Annotated in this window: 17 protein-coding genes and 1 pseudogene; 10 read left to right on the forward strand and 8 right to left on the reverse strand. The window is 76.4% G+C overall.

Features of this window, described 5'->3' with window-relative positions; genetic code table 11:
- Window positions 1-83: 83 nt before the first annotated feature.
- The 4 genes from OVA14_RS08750 (at window position 84) to OVA14_RS08770 (ending at window position 2,246) form a co-directional block, all read left to right on the forward strand.
- Entirely contained in the window at window positions 84-362 is a 279-nt protein-coding gene (locus OVA14_RS08750; protein WP_267503525.1) for a DUF3072 domain-containing protein, read from the forward strand.
- Window positions 359-562: a DUF2945 domain-containing protein gene (locus OVA14_RS08755; RefSeq protein WP_267503526.1), complete on the forward strand. Its 204-nt coding sequence runs from the start codon at window positions 359-361 to the stop codon at window positions 560-562. Before OVA14_RS08750 ends, OVA14_RS08755 begins: the two co-directional genes overlap by 4 nt.
- Before the next feature lie 428 nt (window positions 563-990).
- Complete coding sequence (locus OVA14_RS08765) at window positions 991-1,698, forward strand: ZIP family metal transporter (protein WP_267503527.1); 708 nt, start codon at window positions 991-993, stop codon at window positions 1,696-1,698.
- Window positions 1,699-1,766: 68 nt separating this feature from the next.
- On the forward strand, window positions 1,767-2,246 hold the full coding sequence (locus OVA14_RS08770; protein WP_267503528.1) for an SRPBCC family protein: 480 nt from the start codon (window positions 1,767-1,769) through the stop codon (window positions 2,244-2,246).
- Here OVA14_RS08770 and OVA14_RS08775 read toward each other — a convergent pair.
- Window positions 2,243-2,527 (reverse strand): hypothetical protein, encoded by a 285-nt coding sequence (locus OVA14_RS08775; RefSeq protein ID WP_267503529.1) that lies wholly within the window; start codon window positions 2,525-2,527, stop codon window positions 2,243-2,245. The genes OVA14_RS08770 and OVA14_RS08775 overlap by 4 nt on opposite strands.
- A gap of 289 nt (window positions 2,528-2,816) precedes the next feature.
- Here OVA14_RS08775 and OVA14_RS08780 point away from each other — a divergent pair, with 289 nt between their 5' ends.
- Complete coding sequence (locus OVA14_RS08780; RefSeq protein WP_420710575.1) at window positions 2,817-4,946, forward strand: DEAD/DEAH box helicase; 2,130 nt, start codon at window positions 2,817-2,819, stop codon at window positions 4,944-4,946.
- Window positions 4,947-4,948: 2 nt separating this feature from the next.
- On the forward strand, window positions 4,949-5,722 hold the full coding sequence (locus OVA14_RS08785) for a class I SAM-dependent methyltransferase (RefSeq protein ID WP_267503530.1): 774 nt from the start codon (window positions 4,949-4,951) through the stop codon (window positions 5,720-5,722).
- Here the strand turns inward: OVA14_RS08785 and OVA14_RS08790 are convergent.
- Window positions 5,719-6,384, reverse strand: coding sequence for a DsbA family oxidoreductase (locus tag OVA14_RS08790; protein WP_267503531.1), 666 nt, complete (start codon window positions 6,382-6,384; stop codon window positions 5,719-5,721). The genes OVA14_RS08785 and OVA14_RS08790 overlap by 4 nt on opposite strands.
- Window positions 6,385-6,488: 104 nt before the next feature.
- Between OVA14_RS08790 and OVA14_RS08795 the strand changes: the two genes are divergently transcribed.
- Window positions 6,489-7,178: a potassium channel family protein gene (locus OVA14_RS08795; RefSeq protein ID WP_267503532.1), complete on the forward strand. Its 690-nt coding sequence runs from the start codon at window positions 6,489-6,491 to the stop codon at window positions 7,176-7,178.
- On the opposite strand, the gene OVA14_RS08800 is transcribed toward OVA14_RS08795, so the two are convergent.
- Window positions 7,175-7,624 carry a hypothetical protein gene (locus tag OVA14_RS08800; RefSeq protein WP_267503533.1) on the reverse strand — a complete coding sequence of 150 codons (450 nt, stop codon included), beginning with the start codon at window positions 7,622-7,624 and terminating at the stop codon, window positions 7,175-7,177. The genes OVA14_RS08795 and OVA14_RS08800 overlap by 4 nt on opposite strands.
- Window positions 7,621-8,241, reverse strand: coding sequence for a CDP-alcohol phosphatidyltransferase family protein (locus OVA14_RS08805; protein WP_267503534.1), 621 nt, complete (start codon window positions 8,239-8,241; stop codon window positions 7,621-7,623). Before OVA14_RS08805 ends, OVA14_RS08800 begins: the two co-directional genes overlap by 4 nt.
- 116 nt (window positions 8,242-8,357) lie before the next feature.
- Between OVA14_RS08805 and OVA14_RS08810 the strand changes: the two genes are divergently transcribed.
- From OVA14_RS08810 to OVA14_RS08820, 3 genes are all read left to right on the forward strand, one after another.
- Window positions 8,358-8,765, forward strand: a complete 408-nt coding sequence (locus OVA14_RS08810) for a VOC family protein (protein ID WP_267503535.1) — start codon at window positions 8,358-8,360, stop codon at window positions 8,763-8,765.
- A gap of 99 nt (window positions 8,766-8,864) precedes the next feature.
- Window positions 8,865-10,349: a DHA2 family efflux MFS transporter permease subunit gene (locus OVA14_RS08815; RefSeq protein WP_267503536.1), complete on the forward strand. Its 1,485-nt coding sequence runs from the start codon at window positions 8,865-8,867 to the stop codon at window positions 10,347-10,349.
- Window positions 10,350-10,858: 509 nt separating this feature from the next.
- The gene (locus OVA14_RS08820) at window positions 10,859-11,119 is read left to right on the forward strand and encodes a hypothetical protein (RefSeq protein ID WP_267503537.1); all 261 of its coding nucleotides are present in this window, start codon (window positions 10,859-10,861) and stop codon (window positions 11,117-11,119) included.
- 206 nt (window positions 11,120-11,325) lie between these two features.
- Here OVA14_RS08820 and OVA14_RS08825 read toward each other — a convergent pair whose 3' ends face one another.
- The 4 genes and pseudogenes from OVA14_RS08825 to OVA14_RS08840 form a co-directional block, all read right to left on the reverse strand.
- Window positions 11,326-11,685, reverse strand: a complete 360-nt coding sequence (locus tag OVA14_RS08825; protein ID WP_267505603.1) for an LOG family protein — start codon at window positions 11,683-11,685, stop codon at window positions 11,326-11,328.
- Between the two features lie 194 nt (window positions 11,686-11,879).
- Window positions 11,880-12,452, reverse strand: a pseudogene (locus OVA14_RS13510) (Rossmann fold nucleotide-binding protein); the annotation flags it as partial.
- Between the two features lie 68 nt (window positions 12,453-12,520).
- Window positions 12,521-13,057, reverse strand: coding sequence for an SbcC/MukB-like Walker B domain-containing protein (locus OVA14_RS08835; protein WP_267503538.1), 537 nt, complete (start codon window positions 13,055-13,057; stop codon window positions 12,521-12,523).
- Between the two features lie 43 nt (window positions 13,058-13,100).
- A complete protein-coding gene (locus OVA14_RS08840; RefSeq protein ID WP_267503539.1) occupies window positions 13,101-13,880 on the reverse strand; it encodes a hypothetical protein in 780 nt (259 codons plus the stop codon).
- Window positions 13,881-14,237: the final 357 nt, after the last annotated feature.

A 14,237-nucleotide genomic window follows, 5' to 3' on the forward strand; every position in this document is an offset into this window, starting at 1 on the left:
GGTCACGATGCGCCCGGCCCGCTCGCAGGTGCGGTTCGGGGGACAGGCGTAGCGTCCTGGCACCGACACCACGAGGAGGCGCCATGACCGACGCGACGATGCAGGACCAGCCCGACCAGCCCGACCAGCAGCCGACCGATGGGGAGCGCGAGACGATCGGCGCGACGGGCGATGCGCAGGACCCGGCGCTCGAGAAGGACCCCGCCGACTGGGTGAGCGGCGACGACCCCATGACCGAGGCGCAGCGCTCGTACCTCGACACGCTCGCGCGCCAGGCGGGCGAGGAGCTGCCCGCCGACCTCACGAAGGCCGAGGCCTCGCAGCACATCGATCGGCTGCGCCAGCAGGGGAGCGGAGCGTGAGCATCAGCAGGGGCGACGAGGTCAGCTGGGGCACGAGCCAGGGCACGACGCACGGCACGGCGAAGGAGAAGCGGGTGCAGGACTTCCAGTTCGACGGCCAGCAGTTCCGCGCCTCCGACGACGACCCGTACTGGATCGTGGAGTCGGCCAAGACGGGCGCGACGGCGGCGCACAAGGAGTCGTCGCTCACGAAGCGGTAGCGGGCGCCGCCCGCGGCGCTCGTGCGCGGCGGGCTCAGCCCGGCGGCGCGAGGTCGTCGAGCCGGGCGAGCCGATCCTCGGCGCGCGCTGCGCGCTCGGCCTCCGCGAGCTCCCACCAAGCGGCGCCGCGCTCGCCGAGGCCCTCCTTGGCCAGCCTGCACGCGGTCGCGCGCAGCGGCCCGCTCGGCGTCGGATCGCGCCCGGCCGACCGCTGAGCGCGCGCGACCGAGGTGCGCGCGGAGCCGCGCGGCCGCCTCCGGATCGAGCGAGGGATCCTCGGCGCGCCAGCGGCGGCCGTCGACGACGATCCATCGGCCGTCGTCGGTGCGCTCCACGCCCCGACCCGCCTCGCCCATGCTGCGATCGTCGCACGCGGACCCGAGGGCTAGCCTGACGCGAGGGCCCCCGAGCCCGGCGAGGAGGCGCGCATGCTCGAGGCGCTGCTGTGGGGCGCCGTTGCCGCGGCCTCGCTGCTCGTCGGCGCGGCGCTCGCGGTGCTGCGCCGCTGGTCCGACCGCACGATCGGCCTCGTGCTCGCCTTCGGCGCGGGCGCCCTCATCGCGGGCGTCGCCTTCGAGCTCGCCGAGGCCGGGCTCCGGGAGGGCGGCCCCATCGGCACGGGCATCGGGCTCGCGCTCGGCGCCCTCGCCTACTTCGCCGCCGACCGCGCGGTGGAGCGGTGGTCGGGCCGCCGCGGCGGGGGCGCGGCCGGCGTGCCGCTCGCGATGGGCGCGCTGCTCGACGGGGTGCCCGAGCAGGCGGTGCTCGGCATCGGGCTCGCCGAGGGCGGCGGCGTGAGCCTCGCGCTCCTCGTGGCGATCTTCGTCTCCAACCTGCCGGAGGCGATCGGCTCCTCCGCCGACATGCTCCGCGACGGCCGCCGCCGCCGCTCGGTGCTGCTGCTCTGGACCGTCGTCGCGGTCGTCTGCGCCCTCGCGGCCGTCGCGGGCCGCGCGGCCGCCGAGGCCTCGCCGCCCGAGTTCGTCGGCGCCGTCGACGGCTTCGCCGCCGGAGCGCTCCTCGTCATGCTCGTCGACGCGATGATCCCTGAGGCGCGCGAGAAGGCCGAGGACGGCGCGGGCCTCGCGACCGTCGTGGGCTTCGCGGTGGCCGCGGCGCTCTCGCTGCTGGCCTGAGGCGCACCGCGCGCCGCGGTCGGTGCACGGCCTGGTGCCGCCGCTCGCCCGCGTGGTTCGATGCCTCCATGACCGATGTCGACGTCCCCCGCGTCGTGCAGGCGAGCCGCGTGGTCGCGGCTCCCGCCGAGCGCCTCTTCGAGCAGATCGCCGATCCGGCGCTGCAGCCGGCCTGGGACGGCAACGACAACCTCGCCGAGGCCGCGCCCGGCCAGCGCGTGCGCGCCGAGGGCGACGTCTTCACCATGACCCTCACGAACGGCCAGGTGCGCGAGAACCACGTGGTCGAGCTCGAGGAGGGGCGCAGGATCGCGTGGCGCCCGGCGGTGCCGGGGGAGGCGCCGCCCGGGCACCTGTGGCGGTGGGAGCTTGAGCCCGAGGGCGCAGGCACCCGGGTGACGCACACCTACGACTGGAGCGACCTCCACGACGCCTCGCGCCACGCGCGGGCGCGCGCGACCGGGCCCGCCCAGCTGCTCGCCTCCATCGACCGCCTCGCGCGCGTCGTCGAGGGCGAGGCGCCCGGGGCGGGTGTCCAGGGCTCCTAGCCCCTGCCGTCCTGGCTGCGGCGGTGCCGCAGCTGGTCGTCGAGGCCCTCGTGCTCCTCGGGCAGGGCGTCCGGCTCGTCCGAGGGCGTGCCGTCGCCGTGCACGGGCTCGCCCGTGCGCGGGTCGACGCCCGCGCCGGCGCTGCCGTCGGTGAACTCGCCGTGGCGCGCGTCGAAGGAGCCGGCGCCGCCCGTGCCCGCGGGCACGGTCTCGTCGGCGCGGGTGCCGCGCAGCGGAGCGCCCTCGCGCGGGGCGGGGCGCAGCTCGTCGTCGGTGCTCATGGAGCTGACGCTAGGCCCGCTGGCTGGGAGCGGACGCCGCAGAGCGCATGCGCGAGCCATGCGCGCCGCGCCCGGGCGGGCGCATCCCCGTCGCCGCGGGCCCATCCGGGGCGCGAGGCGCTACGATGGTCGCGGCGTCAGCGCGCCGCCCACCGCCGTTGCCGGTCTCCCGGCACCGCCCGTGCGCCCCAGCTGCCGTCACCGGCTCGAGCCGCACCGCATCCGTCGGGTGCCGCCGAGCGCGACCCTCGGGCCCCGCACCGCCGGGCCCGCCTCGAACGGAGGACACGTGGCAGACACCGCCACCATCGACGCGCCGCAGGCCGACGCGCCCGCCGACGCCGCGAGCGCTCGCGACCGCGACGCCCTCATCCCGCAGCTCGCCCGCGCCGTGCGCCAGGTCGAGGCGGGCGTCAAGCGCGGCGCCGTCTCGCGCTCCACGCGCACGAAGCTGCAGGTCGTCGCGATGCTCGCGCGCGAGGAGCGCGCCCGCGTCCGCGCCGACGCGGCCCTGAGCCCCGCGGCCCGGGCGGAGGACCTCAAGCGCCTCGACGGCATCGCCGTGATCCTCGCCAAGGCCGCGAGCCGCGAGCCCACGCTGCTGCCGCTGCTCGGCGAGGGCGCGCCCATCACCGACGCGGTCAAGGAGCGCAAGCGCGAGATGCTCGCCGCCGCCGGCATCGAGGTGGCGCCCGAGCCCGAGCCCGTCGCCGAGGCGGAGCCCGCGGAGCCGCAGTCCCCGCAGGTCGTGCCGCCGTCGGTGAAGCGCGTGCTGCTCGCCAACCCCTTCCTCGAGCCTGACCTCACGCACGTGCGCCGCCGCCCCGAGCGCGACCGCCTGGCCGGCTTCGACCTGCTCTCGCCCCTCTACCTCTCGTTCGAGGTGGGTGCCGACGGCAGGCCCGCGTGCATGCCGCTGCCGGAGCCCAAGCGCCGCATCGCGCCGGGCGGCAAGGAGCTCATGCCGCACCAGGCCGAGCTCGTGCAGGCCGCGCGCGAGGGCCACCGCACGTTCCTCCTCGCCGACGAGCCGGGCCTCGGCAAGACCGCGCAGGCGCTGCTGGCCGCGCAGGCCGCCGACGCGTTCCCGCTGCTCGTCGTCGCGCCGAGCGTCGTGAAGATCAACTGGGCGCGCGAGGTCGAGCGCTGGATCCCCGGCCGCCGCGCCGCGGTGCTGCAGGGCGACGGCGACTCGCTCGACGCCTTCGCCGACGTCGTCATCGTCAACTACGAGGTGCTCGACCGCCACATCGGCTGGCTCGGCACGTTCGGCTTCCGCGGCATGGTCGTCGACGAGGCGCACTTCATCAAGAACGTGCGCTCGAAGCGCTCGCGCCACGTCCTGCAGATCGCGGCCTCCCTGCGCGACCGGATCGGCAACCCGCTGCTCATGGCGCTCACGGGCACGCCGCTCATCAACGACATCGAGGACTTCGGGGCCATCTGGCGCTTCCTCGGCTGGATCGACGAGAGGGAGCCGAACGCCCTCCTCACCGACCGGCTCGAGGAGATCGGCCTGACGCCGATGGACCGCTCGTTCTACCCGGCGGCGCGCCGCGCCGTCATCGACATGGGCATCGTGCGCCGCCGCAAGCTCGACGTCGCCGCCGACATCCCCGCCCGCCGCATCGCCGACATCCCCGTCGAGCTCGACGACGCCGCCGTGCGCTCGATCCGCGCCGCCGAGCGCGAGCTCGTCGAGCGCATGCTGCGCCGCTACGACACCGCGATGGAGCAGCGGCCCGCGGAGCAGCGCTACGACGGGCTCGTCGACGACGAGCTCGTGCGCCGCATCGCGCGCAGCGAGGTCGAGACGAACGAGACGGGCACGGGCGAGAACGTCTTCGCCCTGGCGCGCCGCATCGGCCAGGCGAAGGCCGAGCTCGCCGCCGACTACGCGGGCCAGCTCGCGCACTCGGTCGGCAAGGTCGTCTTCTTCGCGAAGCACATCGACGTCCTCGACGCCGCCGAGCGCACGCTCGCGAAGGCGGGCGTGCGCACCGTCTCGATCCGCGGCGACCAGACGCCCGCGCAGCGCCAGGCCGCGATCGACGCGTTCACGAACGACGGGGGCGTGCAGGTCATCGTCTGCTCGCTGCTCGCGGCGGGCGTGGGCGTCAACCTGCAGACGGCGGCCGACATGGTGCTCGCCGAGCTCTCGTGGACGGACGCCGAGCAGACGCAGGCGATCGACCGCATCCACCGCATCGGCCAGTCGATGCCCGTCACGGTGTGGCGCATCCTCGCCGCGCAGACGATCGACACGCGCATCGCCGAGCTGCTCGACGAGAAGGCGGGCCTCGTGGGCCGCGCCCTCGACGGGGCCGCCTCCGACGAGCCGACGAGCACCGACCTGCGCCTGGAGGCCGTCGTGGGCCTGCTGCGCGACGCGGTGGCCGCGAGGATCGCGGGGCGCTGAGCGTGGCCGATCGCGGCGAGCCGGATCCGATCTTCTCGCACCCCCGGCTCGCCGCCGTCCACGACCCGCTCGACCCCGACCGCTCCGACCTCGACGCCTACGCGGCGATCCTCGTCGACGAGCTGGGCGCCCGCTCGCTGCTCGACGTCGGCTGCGGCACGGGCACCTTCGCGATCCGGATGGCCGGGGAGGGCCTCGCCGTCACGGGCGTCGACCCCGCGGTCGCGTCGATCGACGTCGCCCGCGGCAAGTCGGGCGCGGAGGGCGTGACCTGGGTGGCGGGGCCCGTCGAGGCCGTGGAGGCGCGCGGCTTCGACGCCGCGACCATGACCGCGAACGTCGCGCAGGTGTTCGTCGACGAGGCCGAGTGGCGCTCCGCGCTCGTCGCGATCCGCGATCGGCTGCGGCCGGGCGGCACGCTCGTGCTCGAGTCGCGCCGGCCGGAGCGGCGCGCCTGGGAGGAGTGGACGCGCGAGCGCACGCAGCAGGTGGTCGACGTGCCGCACGAGGGCCCCGTCGAGGGCTGGGTGCAGGTGACCGAGGTCGACGAGCGCGCGTCCGGCGGCCCGATCGTGCGCTTCGACTCGCCGACGGTCTTCCACCGCGACGGCGTCCGCATCGACTCCGCCTCCACGCTGCGCTTCCGCAGCCGCGAGGCGATCGAGTCGTCGCTCGCGGCCGCGGGGCTCGAGGTGGTCGACGTGCGCGACGCGCCCGACAGGCCGGGCCGCGAGTGGGTGCTGCTGGTTCGCAGGCCGGGCGGGCCCTCGGCCTAGCGCGCGCCCTCGTCGACGGCGTCCTCGATCGATGCCTCGCGGGCGCGGTCGAGCGCCTGCACGAAGACCTCGACCGGCTGCGCGCCCGAGAGGCCCATGCGCATGTCGAGCACGAAGAACGGCACGCCCGTGATGCCCAGCCGCTGCGCGGTCGCGATGTCCTCGCGCACGGCGGGGAGGTGCCGCTCGTCGGCGAGCGACTCGCGGATCTCGGCCTCCTCGAGGCCCGCGGCGGCGCCGAGGGCGACGAGCGCGTCGACGGAGCCGATGTCGACGCCCCGCTCGAAGTGCGCCGAGAGCAGCGCCTCCTTCACGGCGTCGGCGGCGCCGTGCGCCTTCGCGAGGTGCAGCAGCTGGTGCGCGCGCAGCGAGTTCGCGACGACGAGCGCCTCGAAGTCGTAGGCGAGGCCCTCGCCCGCGGCCTGCTCGGCCACGTGCGCGAACATCTGCCGCACCTGGTCGAGCGGCAGGCCCTTGCGGGACGCGAGGTAGTCGGCCTCGGTGCCGTCGTAGTGCTCGGGGAGCGTGGGGTCGAGCTGGAACGAGTGCCAGGTCACCTGCACCTCGTCGCGGTGCTCCCACGAGGCGAGCGCGCGCTCGAAGCGCCGCTTGCCGATGAAGCACCAGGGGCAGGCCACGTCGGACCAGATGTCGATCTGCATGCCGGGTGCAACCTCGGCCGCCCGCCGCCGCATTCCCGGCCGGCGGCGCGCGCATCCTCGGCCGCGGGGGCGCGCGGACGCCCCGGGAGGTGTTGGATGACGCCATGGAGTCGCCTCCCGACCGGCTCGCGCGCTGGGACCGCGCGTCGCGCATCCCCCTCGTCGCGCTCGGCGCGCTCTTCGTGGTCAGCTATGCGGCCTTCGTGCTCGGCACCGAGCTCCCCGCGGCGCTGCGCGCGCTCGCGCAGGCCGTGGTCGCGCTCACCTGGCTCGCCTTCGCGGTCGACTACGCGGCGCGGCTCGCGCTGGCCGGGCGAGGATCGCGGTGGCGCTACGTGCTCGGCCACCCGCTCGAGCTGCTCGCGGTGCTGCTGCCGGTGTTCCGCGCGCTCCGCGTCGTCGACCTCGTGCGACGCCTGCCGGCGCTGCGCACGGGCTCGGGGAGCGCGATCCGCGCCGGCATCGTCGTGGGCGCCGCGGTCTGGGCCACGGTGTTCGTGCTCTTCATCGCGCTCTCCACGCTCCTCGTCGAGCGCGACGCGCCGGGCGCCACCATCACCGACCTGGGCGACGCCCTCTGGTGGGCGTGCGTGACGCTCGCGACCGTCGGCTACGGCGACGTCTACCCGGTCACGGGGCTCGGGCGCCTGCTGGCGGTCGTGCTCATGCTCGGCGGGATCGTCATCATCGGCGTGACCTCCGGCACCGTCGTCTCCGCGATCGCCGAGCGGGTCCGTGCCGGCGGGAGCGGGGGTGCCGCCGGGGCCGGCGGGGAGCGGGCGCCGGCGCCCTAGGCGGGCAGCTCGTCGATGAGCGCGTCGGCCTCGGGGTCGTCCCAGTCGTCGAGGTCGAAGTCGTCGTCGTCGTCCTCGTCGTCGTCGGAGCCGTCGTCCTCGTCGGAGTCGTCGTCGCCCTCGTCGTCGGCGTCGAGCCAGGCGTCCGCGGCGGCCTCGAGGTCGTCGTCCTCGTCGTCCTCGTCGAGGTGGTCGTCCTCGGCGTCCTCGGCGAGCTCCTCGCGGAGCCACCCGTGCAGGTCGCCCTCGGCCTCCGCCTCGGCCATCGCCTCGACGCCCTCCTCGTCGAGCGCGAGCACCGCGACCACGCGGTCGCCGTCCTTCGCGACGATCGCGTCGGCCTCGCCGCCCTCGCCCGGCACGCGCTCGACGCTCTCGTGCCAGCCGGCCAGGATGTCCTCCGCCTGCGCGGCGAGCCGCTCGCGGTCCTCGTGCCAGTCGCTCATCGCGTCCCCTCCGCTCCAGCCGCGGCGCCGTCCGCGTCCGCGGCCGCGCCGCCCTCCACCCTGCCACCTGCGCGGGCGCGACGCGCCCCGGCGATGTAGTCGGCACCGGCGAGCACGTGGAGCGCCGTGCCCACGAGCAGGAGCGCGAGGCCGCCGCCGAGCGCGCCCGGCCACACGGTCTCGGCGAGCACGAGCACGACGACCGCGGCGAGCAGCAGCGCCGTGCGCCACTTGCCCAGCCAGGAGACGCGGATGCGGCCGCGCCGCGCCGCAGGACCCGCGAGCAGCAGCACCGCGACGTCGGTCGCGGCGATGATCCCGAGCACCCACCAGTCGACGACGCCCGCGACCGCGAGCGAGAGCGTGACCCCGACGATCCCGACGCGGTCGGCGATCGGATCGAGGATCTCGCCGAGGCGCGAGGCCTGGCCGAGGGCGCGCGCGAGCACGCCGTCGATCCAGTCGGTGGAGGCCCACAGCGCCAGCAGGATCGCGGGCCACCACGATCCCTGCGCGCCCTGCAGCACGAGCAGGCACACGGGCACGAGCAGCGCGAGGCGCGCGACCGTGATCGCGTTCGGCACCGTCCACACCCGCGTCTCGAAGCCCGCGTCCATGCGGCCATCCTCCCGCAGCCCCGCGCGTCGCGGAGGGCTCCTCGGGAGACCCTTGGCAATGTCGGCGGCCGGGGCTAGCGTGATCCCGTCCACGCACCGCACGGCAGGAGCGACCGATGCCCGTCCAGATGACCTTCCCCAACTACGCGGTCGCCGACGTCGCCCGCGCCACCGCGTTCTACGAGGCGCTCGGCTTCGCGCGGAACCCGATGTTCAGCGACGAGACCACGAGCTGCGTCGTCGTCAACGACGCCGTCGCGATCATGCTGCTCGAGCACGCACGCTTCGACGCATTCCTCGTCGGCGACCAGCGCCGCACCACCGACGGCTCGCTCGAGAACCTGCTCGCGGTGCTGCTCGGCAGCCGCGAGGAGGTCGACGCGATGGCCGAGGCCGCGCTCGCCGCGGGCGGCACCCTGTCGAAGCCCGTGGAGGCGAACGCGTGGGGCATGTACGGCGGCCAGCTCACCGACCCCGACGGCCACATCCTCGACTTCTTCTTCATGGAGGCGCCCCAGGGCTGAGCTGAGGCGCCTCCGCCCGCGGCGCGGCGGCGCGCCCGGGAATGCACCCGGGCGCGCCGCCGTTGTCCCGTCGTCACCTCTTCCATCGCACGGAGCACCATGCAGACGCAGCACGACGCCCAGCAGGGCACCCACGCCGACCGGCTCCCGCCCGGCGGCGGCACGATCATCGCGACCCTCCTGGTGTCGGCGTTCGTCGTCATCCTCAACGAGACCGCCATGAACGTCGCGATCTCGACGCTCGTGCGCGACCCCGCGCTCGCGATCGACGAGCGCGCGGCGCAGTGGCTCACCACCGCCTTCATGCTCACGATGGCCGTCGTCATCCCGACCACCGGATGGCTCATGGCACGCTTCTCGGTGCGCACCCTCTTCATCGCCGCGATGAGCGCGTTCGTCGTCGGCACGCTCGTCGCGGGCCTCGCGCCCTCGTTCGCGATCCTGCTCGTCGGCCGCGTGGTGCAGGCGTCCGGCACCGCGATCGTGTTCCCCCTGCTCATGACGACCGTCATGCGCCTCGTGCCGCCCTCGCGCCGAGGGGCCTTCATGGGCACGATCTCGCTCGTGATGTCGGTCGCTCCGGCGCTCGGCCCTACGGTGTCCGGCGCCATCCTGCAGTTCGCGACCTGGCACTGGGTGTTCCTCGGCGTCGCGCCGCTCGCGCTCGCGATGCTCCTCGTGGGCGCGCGCGCCCTGCGCCCCACGCCCGTCGAGGGCGCACCGCGGCTCGACGCGCTCTCGATCCCGCTGGCCGCGCTCGGCTTCGGCGGCCTCGTCTACGGCCTCTCGCTCCTCGGGGCCGAGGGCCTGCCCGCCTGGCAGCTGCCGCTCGCGCTCGGGGTGGGCGCCGTGGCGCTCGCGGCGTTCGTGCTGCGCCAGGCGCGGCTGCAGCGCACCGACGACGCGCTGCTCGACCTCCGCACCTTCCGGCACCCGCAGTTCACGGTCGCGATCGTGATCATGGTGCTCGCCATGGCCTCGATGTTCGGCTCGCTCATCGCGCTGCCGCTCATCCTCCAGCAGGCGATGGGGCTCGAACCGCTGCAGGTCGGCCTCATCACGCTGCCGGGCGCGCTGCTGACGGGCCTGCTCGGCCCCTTCGTCGGCCGCCTCTACGACCGCGTCGGGCCCCGTCCGATCGTCATCCCCGGTGCCATCGTCGTGCTCGCGGCGCTCGTGCTCTTCGCGCAGCTGCAGGTGCAGAGCCCCTGGTGGGTCGTGCTCCTCACCCAGATGGTGCTGAGCCTCGGCTTCGCCTTCACCTTCCCGCCGCTGTTCACCGTCTCGCTCGCGGCGCTGCCAGGTCGCCTCTACGGCCACGGCTCGGCCATGGTGAGCACGGTGCAGCAGGTGGCGGGCGCCGCAGGCACCGCGGCCTTCGTGACCGTCATGGCCACGCAGCAGGGCGTGCTCGTGCAGCAGGGCCTCGAGGCCGGGCCCGCGCTCCTCGAGGGCGCGCGGCTCGCCTTCCTCGGCGCCGCCGCGCTGTGGCTCGTGGGCGTCGCCGCGACCTTCTGGCTGCGGAAGCCCGCCGACACGGTCGAGGACGAGCCGGAGGTCGCGGCCCGCGCGAGCGCGCACTGATCGGGAGCGCCGACCCGCGCGATAGGTTGCCCGGGTGGGTGAGCTCCTCCAGTTCCTGGGCCAGTACTGGTGGCTCGGCTTCTTCGTCGTGCCCGCCGTGGGCGGCTGGGTCGGCGCGGCCGCGAAGTACAACGAGCGCAAGCGGCGCGACCGGATCGAGCTCGAGCGCATCCGCCGCGCGCCCGTGCAGGGGGTCGGCGACGCGGCCTCCGCTGCCTCGCCGCCCGCCGTCGCCGCGGCGGCCGTCGACGCGGGATCGGCGGCGGACGCGCGCGCGGAGCGCGACCGCCAGATCGAGCGCATCCTCGCCGACCACGCCGAGGTCGACCGCCGGTGGCTCGACTTCGAGCTCGACGTGGCGAAGCTCATCGACTACCCGCTCGTGACCGACATGCGCGAGCCCCTGACGCAGGCGTTCCACCGGGCGCGACGCGTGGCCGAGGGCCTGCGGCCGGAGCCTGCCGGCGGCGCTGCGGCCCGACGGCGCGCTCGAGCGCTACCGCGACGCGGTGCGCGACTACGAGGTCGCCTTCGACGCCGCCGTGCGCGAGGCGAAGCGGCGCGCGCAGACCGGGTTCTCGGCGGCCGAGCGCGAGCGCCTGCAGCGCGCCCAGCGCCTCATGGCGCTCGCCGAGAGCGAGGGCTCGACCCCGGCCGAGCGGCAGTCCGCCTATCAGCGGGCGCGGCGCGAGCTCGACGGCCTCATCGCGCTGCCCGAGGCGACGACCGACGAGCTCGAGCGCCGGATCGCGGGCGAGCTCGAGGCCTGAGCGTCACCCGCGACGCCGAGCGGTCTCCCGCGACGCCGAGCGGTCACGAACGGCTGCTCGAGGGCGACCGCGAGCGCCGCTCGCGACCGCTCGGCGGGGGTCGTGTGCGGGGGTGACCGCTCGGCGGGGGTCGTGTGCGGGGGTGACCGCTCGGCGGGGGTCGTGTGCGGGGGTGACCGCTCGCGGGGTCGGCGCGCGCGGGTCGATCAGGGGTGGAAGGCCGCGATGCGCTCCACGGCCGCGGTGGGGGAGTCGACGAGCGCGATGCCCGCGGCGCCGGGACGGTCGCGCATGACCGCCCGCAGCAGCGGCCAGGCGGGCAGTTCCTCGCTCCAGAAGCGCTCGCCCAGGAGCACGAGCGGCGCCCACGCGCCCTCGGCGGCGTAGGAGTTCTCGCACGCGTCCTGGAAGATCTCCTGCACCGTGCCGCCGGCGCCCGGCATGACCACGACGCCGCCGTTCGCGACGCGCAGCAGGATGTCCTCGCGGACAGAGTTCTGGAAGTACTTCGCGATCGCCGTCGCGAACGCGTTGGGCGGCTCGTGGCCGTAGTGCCACGTGGGCACGCCGAGGGAGACGCCGTCGCCGACGCGCGCCGCGACCGAGCGGGCGGAGGCGATCCACGCCGGGATCGCGCCGCGGAAGGCTCGGCACCGCGGCGAGGCTCGTGGATCGCGGCGTCGAGGTCGGCCAGGTCGAGCCCGACCGCCCGCGCACCGAGGTTCGCGGCCTCCATCGCGCCCGGCCCGCCGCCGGTCGCGACGACGCGCCCCGCGCGGGCGAGCGCGTGGCCGAGGTGCGCGGCCGCGCGGTAGGCCTCGGAGTCGCGGGTGAGGCCGTGCCCGCCCATGACGCCGACGATCGTGCGGCCCTGCACCCACTCGGCGAGCGCATCGTCGATCGAGTGGTCGTGGAGGGCGGCGGCGAGCGTGTGCGCGATGTCGTGGTGGCGGGTGCGCGACCACGCGTAGACGCGCGCGTCGAAGCTGTGGTCGTAGCCCTGCTCGAGCCCCTCGACGAGGTCGTCGGGCGCGTAGAGGGCGGAGCGGTAGGCGTTGAAGGGCACGTCGGGCACGTCGTCGAACACGAGCGCGCCCTGCGCGACGAGCCGCTGCTTCGCGCCGGGCGGCAGGTCGGTGCCCAGCAGCAGCGCGCCCTGCCCGTCGAGGCGCTCGAGCTCGGGCCCGCGCTCGCGCAGGTCGACGTCCTGGATGCGCCAGCCCGACATCCTGCCGCCCGATCGGATCGCGGGCGCCGCGAGCCGGTCGAAGGCCTCGAGCGACCCGATGTCGATGCGGCGGCCGTGCTGCGGGCGATCGTCGAGGTCGGGCATGCGCGGAGCCTAGCGACGCGCGCCGGGCGTCGGCCGGGCCACCCGATCGCGTCCCGGCCGGTCGCCGCTCAGCGCCCCGCGACCTCCACGCGGCTGCCGCCGCCCGGCACCGGCACGACGCGGATGCGCCAGGGGATGCGCTCCTGCATCTGCTGCACGTGGCTGATGACGCCGACGCTGCGCCCGCCGGCCCGGAGCGCGTCGAGCGCCGTGAGCGCCGCCTCGAGGGTCTCGCCGTCGAGCGCGCCGAATCCCTCGTCGACGAAGAGCGTCTCGATCGCGATCCCGCCCGCGGCCGCCTGCACGACGTCCGCGAGCCCGAGGGCGAGCGCGAGGGAGGCGAGGAACGACTCGCCGCCCGAGAGCGAGTCGGTGGGGCGCGGGAGGCCCGTGTGGGCGTCGAGCACCTGCAGCCCCAGGCCGGAGGCGGCCTTCCGGTAGGCGATCGCGTCGTCGTGCACGAGCGAGAAGCGCCCGCCCGTCATCGTGCCGAGGCGCGCGTTCGCGGCCTCGACGATCGCCTCGAGCCGCGCGGCGAGCACGAAGGTCTCGACGTCCATGCGGAGCGTGTTGGGCTCCTTGCCGTCGAGGCTCGCGGCGAGCACGCGCAGCGCCTCGGCCGCGCGGCCGGCCTCGGCGAGCTCGGCCTCAACGGCCCTCGCCCGGGCTGCGGCGGCCTCCGCGGCCGCCCGGCCGCGAGCGGCGACGGCCGCCTCGCCGGCCGCGGCCTCGTCGGCCGCGCGAGCCTCCGCGACGGCGGCGCCGAGCGCCTCGACGTCGGGCTCGTCGGCGAGCGCCTGCAGGCTCGGGCTGGGCGAGCAGCGCCGCGACGCGCTCGAACGCAGCGGCATGGGCCTCGAGCCCTGCGCGCAGCGCGTCGCGCTCGGCGCGGGGGAGCGCGGCGGCGCGGAGGGCCGCCTCGTCCGGGAAGCCGGAGGCCTCGGTCGCGGCCGCGAGGGCGGCTGCCGCCTCGTCGTGCTCGGCGCGGGCGCGCTCGAGCGCGGCGAGGGCGTCGAGCCACGCCGCGAGTGCGTCGCGCTCGGCGCGCACGGCGGCCGCGCGCTCGGCGACGGAGGCCGCGTCCGCGCGCTCGCGCGCGACCTCCGCCTGCGCGGCGTCGGCCTCGGTGCGGGCGCGCACGGACTCGGCGACCGCGGCGTCACGGGCCTCGGCGGCCGCGGCGACGCGCGCGGCGGCGCCCTCGAGCCGCGCGTCGAGCGCGGCGACCTCGGCCGCCGCCGCCCGCTCGGCGTCGGTGGCGGCGCGCGCCGCGGCGACCCGGGCCTCGGCGGCCTCGACGAGCGCCGCGACCGCTGCGGCGTCGCCGTCGCCCGCGCGGCCCTCGGCGGCGGCGAGCTCGCGCTCGCGCTCGCCGAGCGCGCCGGAGGCGGCGCGGTGGGCCTCGCGGGCCGCGTCGGCCGCGGCCATCGCCGCGTCGACCTGCTCGGCGGTGATGGCCTCGGCCGAGGAGGCGGGGCTCGGGTGCTCCCTGGAGCCGCAGACCGCGCAGGGCTCGCCGGCGACGAGCGCGGCCGCGAGGCTCGCCCGCGGCGCCCGCGACGCGACGCGCCTGGAGGTCGCGGAGCGCCGCGGCGTCGCGCGCCTCGTCCTCGAGGGCGGTCGCGACCGCAGCGGCCGCATCGCGCACCTCGCCGGCCAGTCGGTCGGCGAGGGCCCGGGCATCGCGGCGCCCGCGGGCCTCGGCGACGGCGGCCTCAGCGGGTGCGAGGTCGGCGGCCTCGGCGGCGCGCCGGGCGCGCAGGGCGAGGGCGGCGTCGCGCTCGG

It is taken from the genome of Agrococcus sp. SL85 (genome assembly GCF_026625845.1).
GTDB lineage: Bacteria > Actinomycetota > Actinomycetes > Actinomycetales > Microbacteriaceae > Agrococcus.

What these genes read in the sequence shown, in the direction of transcription:
- OVA14_RS08750 (WP_267503525.1), top strand. Translation starts at nt 84, where the DNA reads ATGACCGACGCGACGATGCAGGACCAGCCCGACCAGCCCGACCAGCAG.
- OVA14_RS08765 (WP_267503527.1), top strand. Translation starts at nt 991, where the DNA reads ATGCTCGAGGCGCTGCTGTGGGGCGCCGTTGCCGCGGCCTCGCTGCTC.
- OVA14_RS08770 (WP_267503528.1), top strand. Translation starts at nt 1,767, where the DNA reads ATGACCGATGTCGACGTCCCCCGCGTCGTGCAGGCGAGCCGCGTGGTC.
- OVA14_RS08775 (WP_267503529.1), bottom strand. Translation starts at nt 2,527, where the DNA reads ATGAGCACCGACGACGAGCTGCGCCCCGCCCCGCGCGAGGGCGCTCCG.
- OVA14_RS08790 (WP_267503531.1), bottom strand. Translation starts at nt 6,384, where the DNA reads ATGCAGATCGACATCTGGTCCGACGTGGCCTGCCCCTGGTGCTTCATC.
- OVA14_RS08795 (WP_267503532.1), top strand. Translation starts at nt 6,489, where the DNA reads ATGGAGTCGCCTCCCGACCGGCTCGCGCGCTGGGACCGCGCGTCGCGC.
- OVA14_RS08800 (WP_267503533.1), bottom strand. Translation starts at nt 7,624, where the DNA reads ATGAGCGACTGGCACGAGGACCGCGAGCGGCTCGCCGCGCAGGCGGAG.
- OVA14_RS08805 (WP_267503534.1), bottom strand. Translation starts at nt 8,241, where the DNA reads ATGGACGCGGGCTTCGAGACGCGGGTGTGGACGGTGCCGAACGCGATC.
- OVA14_RS08810 (WP_267503535.1), top strand. Translation starts at nt 8,358, where the DNA reads ATGCCCGTCCAGATGACCTTCCCCAACTACGCGGTCGCCGACGTCGCC.
- OVA14_RS08815 (WP_267503536.1), top strand. Translation starts at nt 8,865, where the DNA reads ATGCAGACGCAGCACGACGCCCAGCAGGGCACCCACGCCGACCGGCTC.
- OVA14_RS08840 (WP_267503539.1), bottom strand. Translation starts at nt 13,880, where the DNA reads ATGGCCGCGGCCGACGCGGCCCGCGAGGCCCACCGCGCCGCCTCCGGC.